Source organism: Nanhaiella sioensis (assembly GCF_046557775.1).
In the GTDB taxonomy this organism is placed as follows: domain Bacteria; phylum Bacillota; class Bacilli; order Bacillales; family SM2101; genus Nanhaiella; species Nanhaiella sioensis.
Genome location: NZ_JBKAEG010000001.1, coordinates 612630 through 632556, shown reverse-complemented (window position 1 = coordinate 632556; position 19927 = coordinate 612630). Strand labels below are relative to the sequence as shown.

Annotated in this window: 27 protein-coding genes and 1 pseudogene; 21 read left to right on the top strand and 7 right to left on the bottom strand. The window is 31.8% G+C overall.

All coding sequences use genetic code 11. The annotated features are described in order from the left end of the window. Nucleotides 1–703 precede the first annotated feature (703 nt). Nucleotides 704–1003 (top strand): hypothetical protein, encoded by a 300-nt coding sequence (locus V1503_RS02970; protein WP_410624734.1) that lies wholly within the window; start codon nt 704–706, stop codon nt 1001–1003. Nucleotides 1004–1222: 219 nt separating this feature from the next. Here V1503_RS02970 and V1503_RS02965 read toward each other — a convergent pair whose 3' ends face one another. After that, nucleotides 1223–1477, bottom strand: coding sequence for a hypothetical protein (locus V1503_RS02965; protein WP_410624733.1), 255 nt, complete (start codon nt 1475–1477; stop codon nt 1223–1225). A 388-nt stretch (nt 1478–1865) separates the two neighbouring features. Then, nucleotides 1866–2009, bottom strand: a complete 144-nt coding sequence (locus V1503_RS02960) for a hypothetical protein (RefSeq protein WP_410624732.1) — start codon at nt 2007–2009, stop codon at nt 1866–1868. On the opposite strand from V1503_RS02960, the pseudogene V1503_RS02955 reads away from it, so the two are divergent. Continuing rightward, a pseudogene (locus V1503_RS02955) lies at nt 1982–2323 on the top strand (transposase); the annotation flags it as partial. The gene V1503_RS02960 and the pseudogene V1503_RS02955 overlap by 28 nt on opposite strands. Nucleotides 2324–2532: 209 nt before the next feature. Here the strand turns inward: V1503_RS02955 and V1503_RS02950 are convergent. After that, entirely contained in the window at nt 2533–2763 is a 231-nt protein-coding gene (locus tag V1503_RS02950) for a hypothetical protein (RefSeq protein WP_410624730.1), read from the bottom strand. 137 nt (nt 2764–2900) lie between these two features. Here V1503_RS02950 and V1503_RS02945 point away from each other — a divergent pair, with 137 nt between their 5' ends. From V1503_RS02945 to V1503_RS02875, 15 genes are all read left to right on the top strand, one after another. Continuing rightward, nucleotides 2901–3608: a response regulator transcription factor gene (locus V1503_RS02945; protein WP_410624728.1), complete on the top strand. Its 708-nt coding sequence runs from the start codon at nt 2901–2903 to the stop codon at nt 3606–3608. Further along, nucleotides 3592–4959 (top strand): sensor histidine kinase, encoded by a 1368-nt coding sequence (locus tag V1503_RS02940; RefSeq protein ID WP_410624726.1) that lies wholly within the window; start codon nt 3592–3594, stop codon nt 4957–4959. Before V1503_RS02945 ends, V1503_RS02940 begins: the two co-directional genes overlap by 17 nt. A gap of 235 nt (nt 4960–5194) precedes the next feature. Continuing rightward, complete coding sequence (locus V1503_RS02935) at nt 5195–5578, top strand: DUF302 domain-containing protein (RefSeq protein WP_410624724.1); 384 nt, start codon at nt 5195–5197, stop codon at nt 5576–5578. 83 nt (nt 5579–5661) lie between these two features. Further along, nucleotides 5662–5850, top strand: a complete 189-nt coding sequence (locus V1503_RS02930; protein ID WP_410624722.1) for an SHOCT domain-containing protein — start codon at nt 5662–5664, stop codon at nt 5848–5850. A gap of 40 nt (nt 5851–5890) precedes the next feature. Further along, on the top strand, nt 5891–6229 hold the full coding sequence (locus tag V1503_RS02925) for a hypothetical protein (RefSeq protein ID WP_410624720.1): 339 nt from the start codon (nt 5891–5893) through the stop codon (nt 6227–6229). A gap of 69 nt (nt 6230–6298) precedes the next feature. Further along, nucleotides 6299–6487 (top strand): hypothetical protein, encoded by a 189-nt coding sequence (locus V1503_RS02920; protein WP_320259071.1) that lies wholly within the window; start codon nt 6299–6301, stop codon nt 6485–6487. A gap of 29 nt (nt 6488–6516) precedes the next feature. Then, entirely contained in the window at nt 6517–6831 is a 315-nt protein-coding gene (locus tag V1503_RS02915; protein WP_410624717.1) for an SHOCT domain-containing protein, read from the top strand. Nucleotides 6832–6846: 15 nt separating this feature from the next. Further along, nucleotides 6847–7077 carry an SHOCT domain-containing protein gene (locus V1503_RS02910; RefSeq protein WP_410624715.1) on the top strand — a complete coding sequence of 77 codons (231 nt, stop codon included), beginning with the start codon at nt 6847–6849 and terminating at the stop codon, nt 7075–7077. A 728-nt stretch (nt 7078–7805) separates the two neighbouring features. Beyond that, nucleotides 7806–8312, top strand: coding sequence for a hypothetical protein (locus V1503_RS02905; RefSeq protein WP_410624713.1), 507 nt, complete (start codon nt 7806–7808; stop codon nt 8310–8312). A 481-nt stretch (nt 8313–8793) separates the two neighbouring features. Further along, nucleotides 8794–9060: a CD3324 family protein gene (locus V1503_RS02900; RefSeq protein WP_410624711.1), complete on the top strand. Its 267-nt coding sequence runs from the start codon at nt 8794–8796 to the stop codon at nt 9058–9060. A gap of 341 nt (nt 9061–9401) precedes the next feature. Further along, nucleotides 9402–10379, top strand: coding sequence for a phosphotransferase (locus V1503_RS02895; protein WP_410624709.1), 978 nt, complete (start codon nt 9402–9404; stop codon nt 10377–10379). Nucleotides 10380–10852: 473 nt separating this feature from the next. Continuing rightward, on the top strand, nt 10853–11452 hold the full coding sequence (locus V1503_RS02890) for a hypothetical protein (protein ID WP_410624707.1): 600 nt from the start codon (nt 10853–10855) through the stop codon (nt 11450–11452). A gap of 313 nt (nt 11453–11765) precedes the next feature. Beyond that, the gene (locus V1503_RS02885; protein WP_410624705.1) at nt 11766–12155 is read left to right on the top strand and encodes a cupredoxin domain-containing protein; all 390 of its coding nucleotides are present in this window, start codon (nt 11766–11768) and stop codon (nt 12153–12155) included. A 478-nt stretch (nt 12156–12633) separates the two neighbouring features. Next, nucleotides 12634–12870, top strand: coding sequence for a hypothetical protein (locus tag V1503_RS02880; RefSeq protein WP_410624703.1), 237 nt, complete (start codon nt 12634–12636; stop codon nt 12868–12870). A 173-nt stretch (nt 12871–13043) separates the two neighbouring features. After that, nucleotides 13044–13223, top strand: a complete 180-nt coding sequence (locus V1503_RS02875; protein WP_410624701.1) for a hypothetical protein — start codon at nt 13044–13046, stop codon at nt 13221–13223. Nucleotides 13224–13333: 110 nt separating this feature from the next. Here the strand turns inward: V1503_RS02875 and V1503_RS02870 are convergent, their stop codons facing one another. Both V1503_RS02870 and V1503_RS02865 read right to left on the bottom strand, forming a co-directional pair. Next, nucleotides 13334–13525, bottom strand: a complete 192-nt coding sequence (locus V1503_RS02870; RefSeq protein WP_410624699.1) for a nitroreductase family protein — start codon at nt 13523–13525, stop codon at nt 13334–13336. A gap of 36 nt (nt 13526–13561) precedes the next feature. Beyond that, a complete protein-coding gene (locus tag V1503_RS02865; protein WP_410629371.1) occupies nt 13562–13936 on the bottom strand; it encodes a nitroreductase family protein in 375 nt (124 codons plus the stop codon). 579 nt (nt 13937–14515) lie between these two features. On the opposite strand from V1503_RS02865, the gene V1503_RS02860 reads away from it, so the two are divergent. The 4 genes from V1503_RS02860 to V1503_RS02845 all read left to right on the top strand — a co-directional run bounded on the left by V1503_RS02860 (nt 14516) and on the right by V1503_RS02845 (nt 18444). Then, a complete protein-coding gene (locus V1503_RS02860) occupies nt 14516–15676 on the top strand; it encodes an iron-containing alcohol dehydrogenase (protein ID WP_410624697.1) in 1161 nt (386 codons plus the stop codon). Nucleotides 15677–15855: 179 nt separating this feature from the next. Further along, on the top strand, nt 15856–16332 hold the full coding sequence (locus tag V1503_RS02855) for a hypothetical protein (RefSeq protein WP_410624695.1): 477 nt from the start codon (nt 15856–15858) through the stop codon (nt 16330–16332). Nucleotides 16333–16977: 645 nt separating this feature from the next. Next, a complete protein-coding gene (locus tag V1503_RS02850) occupies nt 16978–17616 on the top strand; it encodes an FMN-dependent NADH-azoreductase (protein WP_410624693.1) in 639 nt (212 codons plus the stop codon). A gap of 501 nt (nt 17617–18117) precedes the next feature. Next, complete coding sequence (locus V1503_RS02845; RefSeq protein ID WP_410624691.1) at nt 18118–18444, top strand: TIGR04104 family putative zinc finger protein; 327 nt, start codon at nt 18118–18120, stop codon at nt 18442–18444. A gap of 105 nt (nt 18445–18549) precedes the next feature. Here the strand turns inward: V1503_RS02845 and V1503_RS02840 are convergent, their stop codons facing one another. Beyond that, a complete protein-coding gene (locus V1503_RS02840) occupies nt 18550–18660 on the bottom strand; it encodes a hypothetical protein (protein ID WP_410624689.1) in 111 nt (36 codons plus the stop codon). A gap of 118 nt (nt 18661–18778) precedes the next feature. Next, on the bottom strand, nt 18779–19777 hold the full coding sequence (locus V1503_RS02835) for a cytochrome D1 domain-containing protein (protein ID WP_410624687.1): 999 nt from the start codon (nt 19775–19777) through the stop codon (nt 18779–18781). Nucleotides 19778–19927 lie beyond the last annotated feature (150 nt).

Genomic DNA, 19927 nt, shown 5'->3' with positions numbered 1-19927 from the left:
ATACTCTGAAGCGGAAGGAGAGTACAGAGGAATTGCCATAACAAATCCTTAAAACTCTCTCTGTTTGTTCGTAAAGGAGGATACAGGAAGAGAGTGGTAATTATGGTGTACTTCTATGTTATGCAAGATTTTTATTCAAGCTTGCATTAATGTGCTAAGACAGATAAATCATTTTTATAAGACTTAATAAGCATGGAGTCGTTTAAAAATAAAACCTCTTCATCCTTGACCGGTGGACGCGGAGGAAGTAGAGAGGCATTATTCGAAAAAAAGAAGATACGACACTATATGTTTATGCAAATTTAAAACTGGGAGATTGGATATTTTTTATATAGCGTTTAAAATATGTAACCTCCCTGTTTCGATCAGTAAAGGAGGCATGCCCAGGGAGGTTTATATGAGTGTAGTTGGCCGTACATTATGTTATGCAAATTATGTATGTATGTACTAGGTAATACATACAAGTTTTATAAGACTTAATAGCAATTATGTATCCTCCCGAAATTTTCGAGAGGTGCTAAATGGCTGGATATAAGGTATCAACTTATAGAATACATTGTATGCAATTTAACTTAGTGAGTTTGTTGTTTTTAACCAGTAACTGAAATTGTACATCTGCCTATTATGATATATATACACATCCCTATACACCTATTTATTCAAAAGCATAATATGGAGTATATAATAGCTAGGGGGTGATTAAATGGCTCACTATAAGGTATCCACATCACCTTGTGGTTGTAAGTCTTTAGTTAAAGAAGAGGTAAAGGAAATTGTAACAGAGGTCACAACATGTGATTGTTGTACTAGAGATTGGCAAGCAAATGTATTAACGCTTTTTCCACCTGGTCAACAAGTTACCATACTCTTTAATAACGGTGAGAGTAGGGTTGTGATTGTAGATTCATTAGTAGGGACATTGCTAGTTGGTACAAATCAACAAGGACAAAGAGAAGTAGCTTCATTGTGCGATGTTTCAGATATAAGAGAAGGTGGATTATAAAAGATGTGTGAATCCTTGATGGAATGTGCCAAGTCATTAACAATGCATTTCGTCAAGTTACATAATAATTATTTTATTTGACTAGTAACCTCAATGATAGTTCTGTCCATTGTTTTAAGTAATAAGGAGAAAGAGAGAAATAGATTGAGTGTTCAAATGGAAAACTATATGGAAAAACAGTTAGATATCAGTTTTATTGTAAAGGATAAAAAATATTCCCTACTCTTTAACATTTGCTAAAGCAATTGTTGAAGTTAGCCATGTTGCAATTGATCCAAACAATAAAACTAGAGTTATAACAAGAGAACGCTCATTTGTTATGGAGTTATATCCTAGCCATTCTAAAAAATCAACAGGAGAAATGATAATAATAAATGTAAAAAATACCATAAAAATAAATGAATATGTTTTAGAGGCATTAAGGTGTTTTATGTTAAGTTTTTTAATATTTTTGTAGTCTAATTCATTTGACATTGTATCACTCCTTCTGGGTGATTATACCATGTTTGCTGATTTAGAACTATTGTATGCGTCTTAGAAATTACAAAAAGATACTTTAGTAAACACAAGATAGATTGTATTTGATAGGGGGATGTTCAGAAGATAAAAGAATGAGAGATTAAATGTACAACATGTTAAATCACCTAATGTTACTTAACAATATGGCGCAAGAATGTAGTTAAGGATATCCCAGCTACCTTTCAACGATCATCTTCTTGAAATCTTGAGTATATTTTTTGCCTGTATTTTTGTTTCCCATCCGGACACAACCTTTCTAAGTACATTTTAAGTACTTACTCTACCGTTCTGGTAGCTCTGTCAAAGAACTTAGTAATGAATATGGCGTATCGGAAGTAACTATTTATTTGGCCATAGCCTTTTTTAAGATTTCATTCTCCTCTTGAAGACGAAGCATCTGTTTTTGCATCTTTGAAATATCGTCAGCAGTAAGGCTTGAACCATCTTCTGTTTCAATAGGAGAGAACTTCTTATTCCAAATTACCACCCGAAGGGTTAATTCTACATACTGACCTAGGTTCACAATATACAAGCCAAGCATTTACTGATCGTATTAAATCTTATGGTATAACACACTCCTTTAGCCAAAAAGGATGCCCTTATGATAACGCCTGTATTGAATCTTTCCACGCTATATTGAAGAAAGAAGAAGTAAATCATGTTCAATATCTAGACTATAAAACTGCCAATATCGCCATCTTTGAATTTATCGAAGCATGGTATAACAGAAAAAGAAAGCATAGCAGCATTGCTTATAAAACACCCCAAGCAATAGAAGAACTATTCAAAGACTCTGCATAAAACTTAATCTTTTTGTGTCCAAGATATTGACTCAAATCCACTATTCTAGAAACAAGTAGTTTAGTCTTTGGTGGATTTCTATTAATATTTTATAATAACTAATAAAATCATCAAAAAGATCCCTCTTATTAATAAAAAGGATCCTAGTTCCAAATAAATAAAAAGTATAAAGTCATATAATAACTATAGCCATCTCTAAATATTCCTCATCATATTCTGTTGTTATTCTTTTCTAGAGTTCCTGTTTCCCCATGGCAGCTATCAAACATTTCTTTTTGCTCTTGTGTTGACCAATCAGGATGCATTTCTTGTATATAAGGCTTCATTTGTCCAAAGTTTATATTGTCATTACCTTCATCACTTGAATGTGCAAATGCATAGGATACGGTTCCCCCTAAGATGATTGTGGTACCTAATGAACTAAATATTATTTTTTTCATTGTTTTCCAACTCCTTTCTTAGATATTTTCATTGTAGATACTGAATATGGAGATTTTATGTTCAAATTGTGTGGAAGTCATGGAGATTATGTTTTTTCGTAAAGAAGATGATAATATTCATATGAGAGGTGGATTTAATGACTAAAATTCTCGTGATTGATGATGAACAAGTAATACTTGAAGTATTGGAAGCTTATTTTGAAAAAGAAGGATGGGAAATCTCCTTTGCTTCTAATGGTATCGAAGCATTAAAAAAAGTGAGGGAACAGAGTCCAGACCTTATAGTATTAGATTTGATGTTACCTGATATTTCTGGTGAAGAAGTATGTAGGTTGATAAGAAAGGATAGCCATATGCCCATTATCATGCTTACGGCTAAATCAGCTGAAGAAGATTTGATTAATGGAATCGTGATTGGTGCTGATGATTATGTAAAAAAGCCATTTAGTCCTAGAGAAGTTGTTGTAAGAGTTAAAGCATTATTAAGAAGAACACAGCAGATGACAGATGTGAAGCGAATTAGTTTTAATGATCAAAAGTTGATAATTGATCATGTGAAAAAGGAAGTAAAGCTTAATGCTGACATACTCGCTCTAACTCCAAATGAATATAAAATTCTAATTACGATGGCGAGCTATCCTGGAAGAGTATACAGTAGGGCTGATTTATTGGAAAAAATACAAGAAGATGGTATCTATTTTGAAGGCTACGAAAGAAGTATTGATACCCATATAAAAAATTTGCGCAAAAAAATTGAAACCGATTCTCGTCACCCTGAATTTATTGTTACTGTGTTCGGAATGGGGTATAAATTTGGAGGAGAAAAGGATGAGATTGACACTTAGGTCAAGGATATTAATGTATCTTTTAGTTGTCTCTTTAAGTGGTGTTTTCATTACAAGCTTTACCATCTTTTTTGGCGTTGAAAATCAATTTGCTGATTATCTCAAAAAAAACAGAGCGGAACGGATAGAAGCGATAAAAAAGGAAGTACTTCAACAATATGATGAGACGGGTAAGTTAACAAGCGAGCAACTAGATAATATTATGCATGAGCATGCAATGACAGAAAATTTATACTATAAACTTTATGATACTAACGGTGTTTTACTAATTGATACAACAGCATTGCAATCGATGATGGGTATGATGAGCGGGATGCATTCTTCAATTGACTTTAGTGATTATCGATCAGCTTCATACCAATTAATAAAAGGTAATAAACCAATCGGGAATTTAACAGTATTCTACCCAGAAAAATTAATGGGTGAAGATTTTATCTTTTTGAAATCAATAAAAAGAAATATTATACTCGCATTATTAGTTACTGTTGTTCTATCAATCCTATTTAGTTTATTATTTTCAAATCGTTTAACATTAGGGTTTAAGAAGTTGAAAAATGCAATTCTTGAATTACGCAATCATCAATGGCGAACACGAATGCCTATTCAAGAATTGACAGATGAAATGAAGCCTTTAGGAGAGTCTTTTAATCAACTTGCAGAATCTTTAGCAAAAGAGGAATTACTAAGAAAACAATTTACAGCAAATTTTGCACATGAACTTAGAACACCACTAGCAACGTTAAGAAGTCATATCGAAGCCTTTCAGGATGGCATATGGGTACCTGACTCAAAGAGGTTAGAGCAATGTCATGAGGAACTTATGAGATTAGTTCGTCTAGTCAATGAATTAGAAACATTAATAGCCGCAGAAAATCCACAAATTAGATTAGATAAAACAAAGATCGAGATTGAAAAACTCTTATCTTCTATAAAAAATCAATTCAGTCCATTATTTATGAAAAAAGGGGTGGATTTAAAAATTGAATCCCCTGCAGAACCATTATGGTTTTTAGGAGATCGTGATAAAATCATTCAAATTTTAACTAATGTAGTGAATAATGCTCTACAATATACACCACAAGAGAAAACAGTTTCTATTCATATAGAAATAAATCATGATCAAATTGTTTTTATAGTTAAAGATGAAGGTGAAGGAATAAGTGAGGACGACCTCCCTTTCTTATTTGAAAGATTCTATCGCGGTGATAAATCTCGTGACCGAAAAACTGGAGGAGTGGGAATTGGGTTATCAATCGTCAAGGCATTAGTAGAAGCACATCAAGGTGATATTAAAATAACCAGTCAATTAAACGTTGGGACAACAGTAGAAGTACAGTTCCCATTACAGTAAGGTCAATACCGTCAAGATTTTAAATATGCGTACTATTGTAGAAATAGGAGATTAAGCCACTGAGCTTAATCTTTTTTTGTTTTATATTTTTCCTCCTTTCGTTTTTGTTAATAGTGAGTAAACCTACATAACTTCCACATAAGTTGCTCACAAGATCTTTACAAGTATTGCTTATGATAAGAGCAAGTAAAGAAAACAAATTCAAAGATCACACAAAAAAATAGGAGGGGATTAGATGTTTCACTTTACCGTTAATACCGATAAACCAGTAAGTCAAATACTCAAAGATTTGGAGGAGAATTTATCTAAAGAACAGTTTAGTGTTTTATGGAGTTTCAATATTAAAGATAAACTAAATGCTAAAGGTTTAGAATATAATCAAGATTTTTATGTGTTAGAAGTATGCAATCCTTTTGATGCAAAAGAAGTTTTATCAATTACAAATCAAGTAGGATATTTTTTACCATGCAAAATCGTGGTGTACGGGGAGCAAGAAACCAACAAAATAGGGATGGTTAAACCGACCACATTAATGAGTATCTTAGACGATGCCAATCTAGATAGTAAAGCTAATGAAATTGAACAACGTCTAGTTAAGTGTATTGATCGCAGTAAATAAAGAAATGGATTGAGATTTATTAATAAGACAACGATGAGCTCGCGACATGATTTTGTAATATTGGACTCGGAGGTGGATCATTCATGATGATATTGGGTTTTTTAATCATTGGTTATCTTATTTATTTAGTGGTTAATAATCAACATCCAGTTGCCGAAAATAGAACTCAGTCAGCAACAAACTCAAATGCAATAGAAATTGCAAAGTCTAGGCTGGCAAAAGGAGAAATTTCCTTTGAAGAATTTGAGGAAATCAAGAAAAAGATTCTTTAAGTAAAACCAAAAATAACTTTATAAAAGGAATTGATTAGAAATGAATATACTTAATAGTGTTATTACAGCAGCTATTGTATTTACAGGTGGAGCAGGACTATCTCTAATTTCTGAAATAGATACACTAGATGAAAATTCGGTGAATCGAAAACAGGATGTAAGTTATGATCAAATGACGGATTGGATGGTCACAGGCAATTTTGAAAGTATGCAACAATTCATGGAAGAAGGAATTGTGAAATTTGAACAAATGGAACCATACATGAATGATATGCATCCCAATTTGGACTATCAAGAACAAGAAGAATTATATAAGAGAATGCATGGGGGTGGTGGTTCATCTCAGAGCAGTAATTTGAGAGGAATGAGTATGTATTAAAAATTGCAGGCTAATTACTCAGGAACCCTACAAAAGTTCAAAAAATATAAATATTGGAGGAATGAAACTATGTTGTTAATACTTATTCTGGCTATTAGTCTTTATCTGTATAAAACTGGTGAACTACAAAAATTATTAAGGAATCTACAATCTAAAGAAACCAACAGCACAAACGATCTTAAAGATGTAATCGATTATAGATATGCATCAGGTCAAATTTCTATAGAAGAATATCAAAAATTAATTGCATTATTATAATAAAAACAAAATAGGAAAGGAGAATATGTATGATGAATGGAGGACATATGGGATCCTTTGGAGGTAATGGAGGATTTTACGGATATAATGGAATGCCATCAGGATTCAACAATTTTGATATGATGTTTAATGGTTCTTTTATGACAATTATTGTGATTGGCATTATCACGGTAGGTTTAATATTAATATTTAAAAATCAAAAGATACATCGAACTAGCGCTTCATCATATAACAAGCAGGGTACAACAGTCATTGAGGCAGAAGAGGTTGCGAAGTTGCGTTATGCTCGTGGTGAGATTACACATGATGAACTTCAAGCCATTCTAAAAACTATTAAGATGTAAAGAGGTGAAATAGAGGTGTTAAACCTAGTTCTATCCATTATAATATTTTACTATCTTTTGAAAACAGGTGATTTATACAAATTAATAAAAATAGCCAAAAATTTAACTTTTGACTTGCTAACTGTCTTTAAAACAGGGAAACAAAATAATAGAGGTGACAATAATACATTAGATATATTAAAGCTACGTTATGTTCAAGGAGAAATTGATAAAGAAGAATATAAACAGATTTTAAAGAACTTATAAGTAAAGTAAAGAAGCTGTCTGAAATAGAATATGCGGCTTTTTTATAGCTTTTTGATGATGATTAATAGGATTTTCTAAGGTATGTATTAAATAGTTATAAACCCGCTCACTACATTGATTGGTTGATTGATCTAATGGTGAAATAATTACAAGAAATATTTTCAAGTAGCTACAATTTTGTGTTGTTTACATTTAATTTAGTCTTTATAAAAAACAGTATATCATTTTATATTTGTGCATTTTAAACATTCTTACTCAACAGTCCCTGATCCCACAAATGCTCTTCATTGTAATTTTTTTTGCAATTCTTACTGCAAATAGATTATTGTTTTTTAAATTTTTTCCTTACCTAGTGAACACATTATTTTGTAAATATCAACTCGACCATGATAAGAGATATTCGCATAATGCTCTCAAACACCTATTCCATTATAGGAACAGCAAATAATATTCTCCACGTGCCTCGTCATAATGAACATTACAAGCATGGGTTGAACATTATACAATTAAACTAATATACAAAAGGGGGTTAGTTGCCTCCTTTTTATTTTGCTGATCTTCAACAATATGGCGCTCATCTGTAATAAAGAATAGCGTCCTTTCTATATATTAATATTTACTTCAAATAAGCCGTTTCAGTATAATTAGACTGGTAAATTAATGAATGTTAAATATAGAGATGAAATATAAGGAAAACAAGGGTATACAAAGAAATGGGGTCAACATTATTGAATAAAAAACTATATCAATTCTTATTTCTAATGTCTTTATTCGTAATTATTTTACTTGTTTTCGTTAATCAATCTCCAAAGAAAATTAATTCTTATTATTTTACTTTATCGGGAGATAGTGAAAACTGGGAAGTAAGGAATTATAAGATTGCAATACTCCCTGATAAACATAAGACTGGGAGTACAGAACTAAAATTTAAATCTAAAGATGGGTTGAAAACAAATTTCTATGATTTTAGTGTTTATACGGCTATTAGCAAAGAAATAGAGGGCAGTACAGGTAAGAAAATAGTAGTAGAAGAAGAAACGATATATTCGCAATCTCGAGGTGGCTTCATACCAACAATAAACGAGATATTAATAGAAAAATATGAAAGTACATCTCCATTAATATATAAAGGAACTCCAATAACGATTGCAAATATTGAGGAAATATATGCAGAAGTGCTATGGGAAGACGAATCAGGGCAAATAATTAAGGAAAAAATATCATTATATCGATGAAAAAAATAAGTATCGGAATGAGATAATTTGTGAATAGATACATATATACTATCAGATGTTTTTCAACAATATTGATCTTAAACAATATGGCGCAAGAAGCTAGTAAAGGCTATCCTGACTACCTTAAGAATAATATCACTTGAAAATGGGTCAATCAGGTAACTGAATGACCTTATAATACAATATGGTCCTATTGATAATAAACATGAAAAGTGCCCTTTTTTTTATAACTTGTGTCATAATAAATTTAATACACATTTTTAGAAATTTGTATAGAAAAAAGTTTTAAGTAGAGTGGAGGTATTGTAGATGCAAAGTACTTTTTGGACTGTTCATGATCTGAGAACCTTATGCAAAGCCTAGTGTCTGAAGGCGATACTTTGCATAAGGTGATATAACAAATCGTCTTAGTTAGAGAATGCCATTTCTGACATGATTGGTTTTGCACCTTATCATATTTCATAAATAAGGGGCTGCAGAAATGAGTAAATCTAAAATAAGAAAAGAATTACCTAAAGAACTACTTACAGAGCTTCAAAAATATGTACAAGGTGAAACTATATATATTCCAAAACCCAAAAAGAACTATAAAAAATGGGGAACATGTTCTGGTGGAAGAAAGGAAATTAATGATAGGAATACCTTACTTAAAAGGGAATTTAACAATGGAAAGTCCATTAATCAATTTGCAGATGAATTTTTTCTTTCAACAGCAACAATCAAAAAAATAGTATATTCAAAAAAATAGTAATGAAAGCACTGATCATATTTTATATAAATAAGATCAGTGCTTTTTTATGGTGAAAATACTGCTAGATCATTTTTTCTATATATTTAACAATTACAAACGATTATCATTTATGTTAATGAAACTCTCTTGTTCCAATGTTAAAACAAGCTGACGTAGTTTTATGGGATCCTTATCGTTTGGAAGATGAAAGGATAAAGTAAATTGCGGTTGTAAACGTTAATCTTCTAGTACTGAAAAGCAACAATCAATGCGAATAGAAAATATACGATTTTCATTCATGTAGTACGTGAATGTATTTTGAAAAAATTATTAAAAATTTATAGAAAGGTATGATTTGCATGATGTTTCCTGTAACTTATTCTACACTTTGTGAAAATGAATTAAAAAAATACATTTTTGAGAAATATGAAGTAAAACCAGTTAGAGTAAATTTTTTCTTAAGAGGTATGAATGATACATATATCGTACATACAGAAGACTCTAAGTATGTATTTCGAGTGTACAGAAATGATTGGAGGACTAACAAAGAGGAGATTACTTTTGAATTAGATCTAGTACTTCATTTAGAAAGTGAAGGAATACCCGTTTCTTACCCAATAACTCGAAAAGATGGAGAATTCATTAATAGACTAAACGCTCCAGAAGGAAATCGTTTCGGAGTATTGTTTAGTTTTGCCCAGGGTGAAGAAAAGCCTATTGACAATGAACAAATAAGTTCCTTGTTTGGCAAATCAGTGGCAGAACTACATATAAAATCTGAAAATTTTACATCAACAAAGAAACGATTCGAACTAAATTTAACCTATCTTATTGATAAACCACTGAAAATAATAAAGGATTTTATGTTACACCGAATAGAGGATTATACTTTTATTGAGGAAGTTGCTAGTAAATTAAAAGCTAGAATTCAGGAGCTCGAAACTAGTGGGCTTGATTGGGGAATATGTCACGGTGATTTACATGGAAACACAAATATTAGCTTTAAAGAAGATTTTTCTTATACACATTATGATTTTGATCTTTGTGGGTATGGATGGAGGTCATACGATATAGCAGAATTTAGACTTGCACGCCAAATTCATACAAGAGGTGACAATAAAAAGTTAGAAAGTTTATGGAATGCATTTATTCAAGGATACACTTCTATAAGACCACTAAACCAGCATGATTTAGAAGCAATCCCAGTGTTTGTTGGGATTAGGAAGCTATGGTTAATGGGCTTATGCCTACATGATCTTCATATTGTAGGAAGTATTGATACAGGGGATGATTACATTAATAATAATTTAAAGTTCTTCAGAGAATTGTCTATTTAGCTTTAATTAGCATTTAATAATTTTCATACTTTAAAGGTTTAATGTAATTTATTTGTAAATCGTCAGGTAGTTGTTGTTTAACACTATCAACTGAAAAACACATAAGATCTTCCGCAATATGGCGCAATAAGTGTGTAAAGCTATCTGGAATACCTTAAGGATAGTTACCTATTAAGGAAACTTGAGTCTATTACAGCACGAATTGCCTGATAGACACTACTATCAGACTAAACTCGTGTGGTTTTTTTAATTCAGGGCGAATTTGTATTTGTTTATTAGTGTTACCAATTTCACATTACAAAACTTTTTACTAACTATAATAGAAATATAGTTGATTAGTTTTAGTTTTCGGTCTACAGCAAGAACCCTGTCAGTTATCCAAATATAGGAATAAGTTATTTGCTCTAGTTGTTGCTATAATATTACTCGTAATAGATAGTTAACGCGTTCGTGAAAAGGGTGCTGATTAATCAATGAAAAAAAGAATTTTATTATTTACTACTTTAGTAACTCTATTTCTTATTATTCTTATTTCTACATACACAAATAAAAGTACCATACAAATAGAAAATTATAATGGTAGTAAATTAAATATCGGAATAATTGGAACTAAACCGAATACTCAATTCAACAACGTAATATTCCACCAATTAGAGTTACAAGATATTGGAGAAAATAAGCAACAATATGATGCTTTTATGTTAACAGAGGAGGTCTTTCAAGAAGCATCATTACCTGAAAACAAAGGAGTATTTTTTAGAGGAAATTTAAAAACCCCTGTATTCTTTATAGGCCTCTACAAACCCTATTGGATATTTGCATATGATTTTGGAAAGACTTATAATGAGGAACTTTCATATGATTATATGGGTCACACACAAGGGTTCTTAATGATGGAAGATGGAAGTATACGGACTTGGACTATATCTTTGAAAAATTATGAAAAAAATGAAGAAAACATTTATGATATGTATTTAAATCTATTTAGCCTAATCGAAGATATTAAATATGGAAATTTAGCCAATCCGGTTAATGATGATCCAGAAGCTATAATAAGGTATGAAAATTATTAATTCAAATCAAATATAAAGACCTATCAGTTTTTGAAACACAATGATTAATGAGTCGAATAGTTCTATGACTACATGACAATATTATTCCACAAAAAGGCGCATATCTAAGAGGTATGCGCCTTTCATTATGAGAGAATACAAAAATTTAAATTTCGAACATTGTGATTACTTCAATTACAAAAAATCTTAATAGTCAGCTTATTTTTAAAAAGTGAAATTATTGTGTACATCCATCCTAATTCATATTTATTTTAATTTTCATAATGTAAACTGTATGAGACTAAGTGAATATTACTAACATTGGAGGTTTCTAATGATGAAAAAATATCTAATTATGATGACAGCTATAATAATATCTATTTTTGTTTTATCAGCATGTGGAAAAACTAACGATGAAGGTTCTGCTTCTTCTGACCAAAAAGAAAGTCATGAATTAACTGTTAGTGGTTCAAATTGGGAATTTGATCAAGAAACATATACGATCCCTGCGAATGTGGATGTAACGTTTAATTATGAAGATACTTCAGGTGTTCATGGGGTCAAATTAAGACCATATGATGATAAGGATAACATTATTGCAAAAGTAATGGATGGTGACAGCGCTACAATTAACTTAGAACCAGGTACGTATGAAATCCGTTGTTTAACATTTTGTGGTGACCCCGGACACAAGGAAATGAGATCTCAACTAGTTGTTGAATAATGGATTAGTAATTCTGACTAATAGACAACCTGAATTTTTTCAACAATCTGTCGCAAATCTGAAAGATAAGCATCATTTTTTACTTCTTTCAGCATAATGTCGATTTAACATATGCAGAAATGTAAATAGTTATAACAGCCGTATATAGAACTGGATGGAGCTTTTTAATGGTATAGCGACTAAATAAAGAAAATCCAAGAGAAAGGGGGTAAGATGGTTTGCTTCAGAGAATATCTATGCAGGAAAAAATGTACTTTTTGATTAATTTAATTCTCGCAATAATAAACTTCTATATTTTGTTTCAAAATATATTTATTCGTAATGTAGGAATGAACATGACTTCTTTGACAGCTCTGTTAATTGGGAGTGCTTGTGTGTTATCAATATGGAGAATAATAAAAAAATCAAAGAAAAACAATGAAAAACAGGGGATCATCTTGGATTAGGTATGACCCTATAAAAGATTTAACGACAGGCTATGATCATATATCCATTTAATTCTAACGTACTTAATAGAGATTATCCTTGGATTACGGATGCTGCATTAAAAGGAGAAAGTGCAAAGGTAGATTATGGGTATATGACAGTTGAAACCTTTACAGATGATTATTTAATAGAGTTTACATTAAAAGATATCTCTGGGTATTTTAATGCACCTGCAGGTCATGTATATGGTTATCCTAAAATAGAGGTTGACCCGAAACCAATAAACTAATTAATAAAGGGTGTACGAGGTACTCCCTTTTGTTGTGTTGATCTTCCACAATCTGGCGCGATGATCTAATATTATCGCGTTTTGTTTATGATATTGTTGTTTAGAAAGAACAAAGTTACTATTTACAAAACGAGAAATAATTAGATTTAGAAAGACTCAAAGAGGACTAAAGAATGGAAAAATTTAATGAGATTATAGATTTTCTGACAAGCCAAAAAATAATTAAAGATGGAATAATAGAATATAAAGACATAAATAGTGGAACTACTAATGCTGTTTTATACACTTTATATCTTAACAAGAAACCGAAATATGTGATAAAAAGAGGCTGGGACAAAACCCAGTTAAAATGAAGAAACCGAACGAAATCAAATTTATAAACCTTGATTTCATGCGGTTATATTTTTGAGTATTGTATAAAAATCAGTTAGATTTGAACTTATGTCCCAGCCTCTTATTGTAATTAAATCAATTGTACTTTTTCTTCATAGGAAGCTCTTATTCTTTCATAAGGTGCTTGACTTCTAAACCCTAATGGGATAAATAAAGCAACCTCATATTCTTCAGGTGAACGGTTAATAATTTCTAATACTACATCATTTACAAACCCTTCCATTGGACATGAATCGATCTCAAGTGAAGCAGCAGCTAGCATAATAAAAGATGATGCAAGGTACCCTTGTGATTTTGATCATGTTGTAAACGCTTCTTTATTTGGGAAAGATCTTAAGAAATTTAATGCGATAGGTACCCCATTTTCAGGAATTCTTGATTTAATCAGATTCTGTACTTCTTCTGATTCTGGGTCCAATAATTTATGCTTTTTCGTAAGAATAATGACAACAGCACTTGCCTCTTCTACTTGAGCCTGATCAAAAGCTGCACCTCTTAGTTTCGTTTTTGTGGCTTGATCTTGAACGACGACGTATTCAGAATGCTCCAGGTTTAGAGATGAAGGAGCTTTAATAGCACTTTCAAGAATGAATTTTAAATCCTTTTGATCAATTTCTTTTCCTTTTATAAAATGACGAGCTGCATGTCTAAAATTAACAGCCTCAGTAAAAATTTAACACAATAATTTCCTCCTCTTTGTTTTTATAATGGATCATAAAAATGATTGTTTACAATTTAAATAGTATTATGCGGTAATTTATAAGTAAATAAGTCAAATTTTTTTGACCTTTAAGGTGGAATAGTGATTACAATTCTAAGTCACAAAAACAATTTTGATTTTTTAGAGCTACTTTCAGACTTTAGTCAAATTTCACTTACCCTGCAGGAAATTTAGGTTTGTTGAAAGTTGCTATGTTTTTCTCTTGTATATAAGCTTATTATGAGCAGTTTAGAAACTTTGTCACCTGAGGATTCAGTTACTATAACTACAATTTTTTAAATATCCTGGAGTGATAAACCCCATGTGCGGAAGGAATATTATCTCCGTATGCTGATGTTTAAAGCATAAGCTTTTCTTGTATTATTACTTACTAGATTTATTTCAAACTAATTTCATAGCAGCTATTTTGTATAAAATAGCGTATAGACAAATAAATAGTCTTACATGGATAGGAATGGTAAGATATGAGAAAATTCACTTCTATTCTTGATACTTAAGTTCAACTTAATTTAGAAATAAGGAGGTAGAAAAATGGATAATTTTACATTTTATAATCCAACGAAGCTAATATTTGGAGATAACCAATTAGAGCAATTAACAACAGAAATACCATACGGCCAAAAGGTTCTTCTTGTGTATGGTGGAGGGAGCATTATACGAAGTGGTCTTTATGACAAGGTCATTTCATATTTACATGAAATAGAAGCCACCATTTTTGAACTATCTGGGGTCGAGCCTAATCCTCGTTTATCGACGGTTCATAAAGGCGTAGAAATCTGTAAATCTGAGGGAATTGAATTTTTGTTAGCTGTAGGTGGAGGAAGTGTTATTGACTGTACGAAAACGATCGCAGCTGGTGCAAAGTATGATGGGGATGCTTGGGATCTTGTGACAAAAAAAGCGACCCCACAACACGCACTTCCATTAGGAACGGTCCTTACTCTTGCAGCAACAGGATCTGAAATGAACGCGGGTAGTGTAATCACGAACTGGGAAACAAAAGAAAAATATGGTTGGGGAAATCCACTGATTTTTCCAAAATTCTCTATTTTGGAGCCGGTAAATACAGTAACGGTTCCAAGAAATCATACCATTTACGGAATAGTAGATATGATGTCACACGTATTAGAGCAATATTTTCATAACAGCAAAAACACTCCTCTGCAAGATCGCCTATGTGAGTCCGTTTTAAAAACCGTTATAGAAGTAGGACCTTCTCTCTTAGATGACCTAGAAAATGTAACATTTCGTGAAACGGTTTTATATTCGGGTACTATCGCTTTAAACGGCATGCTTCAAATGGGTTATCGTCCTGATGGGGCCACGCATAATATTGAGCACGCTGTATCCGCGGTGTACGACATTCCTCACGCAGGTGGACTAGCCATTCTTTATCCCAATTGGATGAAGCATAACATTAAAGTAAATCCAGCACGTTTTTCTCAGCTTGCGCAACGCGTGTTTTATGTGAATCCTGAGAAGAAAACAGATGAGGAAATTGGGCTAGAAGGAATAGAAGCGTTAAGTAAATTTTGGAAGTCTCTTGGAGCTCCAACACGCCTTATTGAATATGACATCGACGATAAACAGCTAGACGTAATCGCAGATAAAGCAGTCATAAATGGGGACTTTGGAAACTTTAATCGTTTAAACAAAGAAGATGTTTTAGCCATATTACAGGCCTCTCTATAAGAAACAGTAGAATTGCTTTAAAAAAGACACGCTGCCCTTTGGATATGCATTTTCAAAGGGTATTAATATGGCGCATTTCTTGAACTAGAAATTGTCTGAATAAACAGGTTCGTAAGTAGGGGGAATACTGAAACTTTTACTGGTATTTATTCGTTAATTATTAAAAGGGAGGAACAATGATGAGAATAAATACATTGTTATTTGTAATTATAGTATTTTCTTCGTTTTGGATAACTGGTTCTTCAAACGAAATGTTTAAAGACACGGAAGGAAGGGGCGAGGAATTTCCCCCATCTATGTCAGGGAAGATTAATATAAATGAAACGGATTATGAAATGTTAGTAGGTAATTACAAATGGGAAAGAAAGCAAGGTTTATATACTCAGGTTGTACAAACTGATGCTATTTCTCCGTACCAAATTGCTGATAATTTTGAATCTGTTAGAGTCGAACCCAACGATAAAATTAATATTCAGATTGAAGGCAATCCCCAAATAACTGTTTACTTATGGAATGAAAACGGAAGAGAAATGGAAGTTATGCTAAATGATAAGCAAGTATTGATACCAAATAGTAAAGGTCATAATATATATGAAGTATTAGCTAAATGGCCTGATGGTGAATTATCATACACATTTGTAATAGAAGTTAGATAAACAGTTCTACTTCAGATAAAGGATACTTTAATACCATTTCAATATTTTTGATTATTTACTACTTCCGATCTTCCACAATATGGCGCAAGAATCTAGTAAAGGGGTATGTCAGTTACCTAAATAATAAGATAAAAAAAGATATACTGAAAATGAATGAAGTAATCATAATACGATATGGCGCATATCTGAAATATAGATATGCGCCATTATTCATTTTAGGGGCTTAGTCCCGAAAATGCAGATTTACAACGTTAAGCAGTTATTCAAAATAAAAAAACTACATTTAACAACGATAAGGATTTTAATACAAGTTGTATGAGACAGTGAAAGGCCCTATTTTACGCCATAAATAACGTATTTATGACAACGTTTGTAACCATAACGTTGTCATTGTCAAATTCCTGACACTACCCCTTTTATATATTTTTATCAGGTGTGAATACTTTTCGAATATCTTCTTTTTTGACTAGTGCTTGAAAAATATTTGTTGTAAGATGATCCATAGGTTTTAAATCAAATAAGAGTAGTTATTAATTGTGGGTTGTGATCACTGTCATTACTCCGGTTTTATTTGAATAAAGTCTAAGTTGTTGGATACAGTAAAAATGCTTTTAAAAATTGATATCACGAGAGGGAAGAAGATAAATGAAAAAATTATTGTATATTAATGCACATCCATTAACTGAAGAACATTCTGTGAGTCTTCAAGTAGGTAAAGAGTTTTTAGAAAATTACGAAAAGAAAAATTCAGATGTAGAAATTGTTAAATTAGATCTATATAATGAATATTTACCTTTCATTGATGCAGATGTACTTAGTGCTTGGGGAAAATTAGGTGCTGGGGAAAGTTTTGATTCATTAACTAAAGAACAACAAGCTAAAGTAGGTCGTATCAGTCAAATAGCATCACAGTTTGCTGAAGCAGATCGTTATGTGTTCGTTACTCCAATGTGGAACTTTAGCTTTCCAGCAGTGTTAAAAGCATACATTGATACAATTGTAGTTAAAGGAATAACTATTGACTTTAATGAAAAAGGAACATTTGGTTTATTAAAAGGGAAAAAAGCTGTTCATATAATGGCTTCTGGTAGCATCTATTCTCATGGATCAAAGACAGAATCGGAACATGCTAACAGCCTCTTAAAAACAAATTTAGAATATATGGGGGTAGAAGAAATAGAGAGTATCTTTGCAGAAGGTACGGCTATTCCTGATTTAGCAGAAAAAAATAAACAAGCTGCAATTAATAAAGCACATGAAGTAGCACAAAACTTAGAAGTATAAAAAAGTATTTCAAAAAATAAATATTTTAATTCATTCAACTACCTTTAAAAATAATTTTTTCTACAATTTCGTATAACTTTTTTAAAAAAGTAAAGTAGTTTACCTCAAATGTAGAATCCATTTTGATGTATATTTTTTTCAAAATGGATTCTTTTGTTTGCCATACGATACGGGTTTTCATGAAATTTGATCAAACTTTATTTTAAATCAACATATTCAACAATATGGCGCAAAAATGCAGTTAGTGCTATTGCAACTACCTTAAGAGTAATATCTATCAATCAGAATTGTTACTGGCTGACCCCTAATACGATCTGTCGCTAATCTGAAATAAAGATTAGCGTCCTTTTCATTTTATGGTCATATTCTGTAACAAGAATTGCCTAAGTACTGAACATTTGAAATAATTGTTCTTAAGTTAAAGGGGTGCTGAAATGAAATAAATAGATTCAGAAATATTAACATAAGAACAAATTGATGTAACAAGACATCCAAATAAATATGGATATTTTGATATGGTCCGACAAGGTGGTGTTTGCATTGCAAAAATGTGTGAACTGTAACAGACAATTTAGTTGGAGTAAAATCTATAAATCGTTTTGGTGGGCATATAAGCCCATTGAATGTGATAACTGTAATACAGAGTATAGGATAAGACTTTCTGGTAGGTTCGTATTTGTATCTTTAACGCTTTTACCTATGTTGATTTTTAGCTTCTTCCTTTCACCCTTTAGTAATCCTTTTTTAACAATTGGTATGGGACTCACTATATTGTTAATTGGATCTTTATTTACACCATATTTAGTAAGATACAAATTGAAGAAGTAAACAAAAACCACCAAAGGGGTATAACTTCAACAATATGGCGCAAGAAGGTAGTAAAGGCTATCTGGACTACCTTATGGGTAGTTGTCTATTTTTCACTTATTTCATCTAATATTCGGGGGATCCATTTAAACTAACAATGGTAATGACGGAGTGAGTTTTAGTATCAATGACTGAAACATTAGTTGAAATAACATTTGTAACATATGCACAGCTCATTAACCACCTTTAGTGAAAAATGTTAATTCATTATATGTGAAGAGATGGGAATAAATTTAAAAAGAAAATGTAGTAACTTCAATGATAGTTGTGGTTACTAGAGTCCTTGAAAAGCTAACTAAAAAGGTGGAGATGCTGTTACATAAGCTAACTTTCCATCCGGTGTGAAAACTACAAAACCTGGAGGAAAATCAACTTGAATAGTAGCGATAACAGAATGAGTCTTTACATCAATAACAGATACGGATCGGTCTGGACTATTAACAACATAAATGAGTTTTCCATCTGGTGAAATATCTAGGTTTACAGGCGTTTGCCCAACTATTATAGTAGCGATAACAGAATGGGTTTTTGTGTCAATAACAGATACAGAATTATTACCACTATTTGTAACAAAAACAAGCTTTCCATCTGGTGTAATAGCGTTGTTTAATGGACCAGTGCCAACCGGAACATTTGCAATAACAGAATGAGTTTTTGTATCAATTACTGATGTAGAACCGTCTGCAATAACAACATAAGCTAGTTTCCCGTCTGAGGTTAAAGAAATCCTATTTGGGGAATCCTGAAGATCCAGAGTAGCAATAACAGTATGAGTTGTAACATCAATAATAGTAACTGAATTATTGAGATTAGTAACATATGCAATTTTTCCATTTGGGGTAAATAAAACTGATGATGGGCTTTGGCCAACTAAAATAGAAGCAATGATAGAATGTGTTTTTATGTCAATGGCAGAAACAGTCCCCACCAAATTATTGTTAACTACATAAGCAAGTTTTCCACTAGGAGAGATTTTTAGATTAACAGGAGTTTGTTCAACTGGGACAATAGCAACAATAGAATGAGTTTTCGTGTCAATAACTGTAACGTTATCATTACCTTCATCAACAACATAAGCAAGTTTTCCATCTGGTGTAATTGCCAAAGAAAAAGGTCTATTTACTTGGGCTGTAGAAATCAACGAATGAGTTTTAACATCAAAAACAGAAACATCTGAAGTGTCCCCAATATAAGCTAGTTTCCCGTCTGGTGTAAAAGCAGGGGTTGAACGAGATCCAACAGGAAGAGTAGTAATAACTGAATGGGTCTTAACGTCAATAACAGCGGTAGGCAAAAAATCACCTCATTAAATTATTTGTTATAACAAAGGTATGTGGGGAATTCTTATTTTGTAGATACAGAAGAAAGTTTTAGTAAACACAAGATAGATTGTGTTTGATAGGGGGATGTTCAGAAGATAAAAGAATGAGAGATTAAATGTATA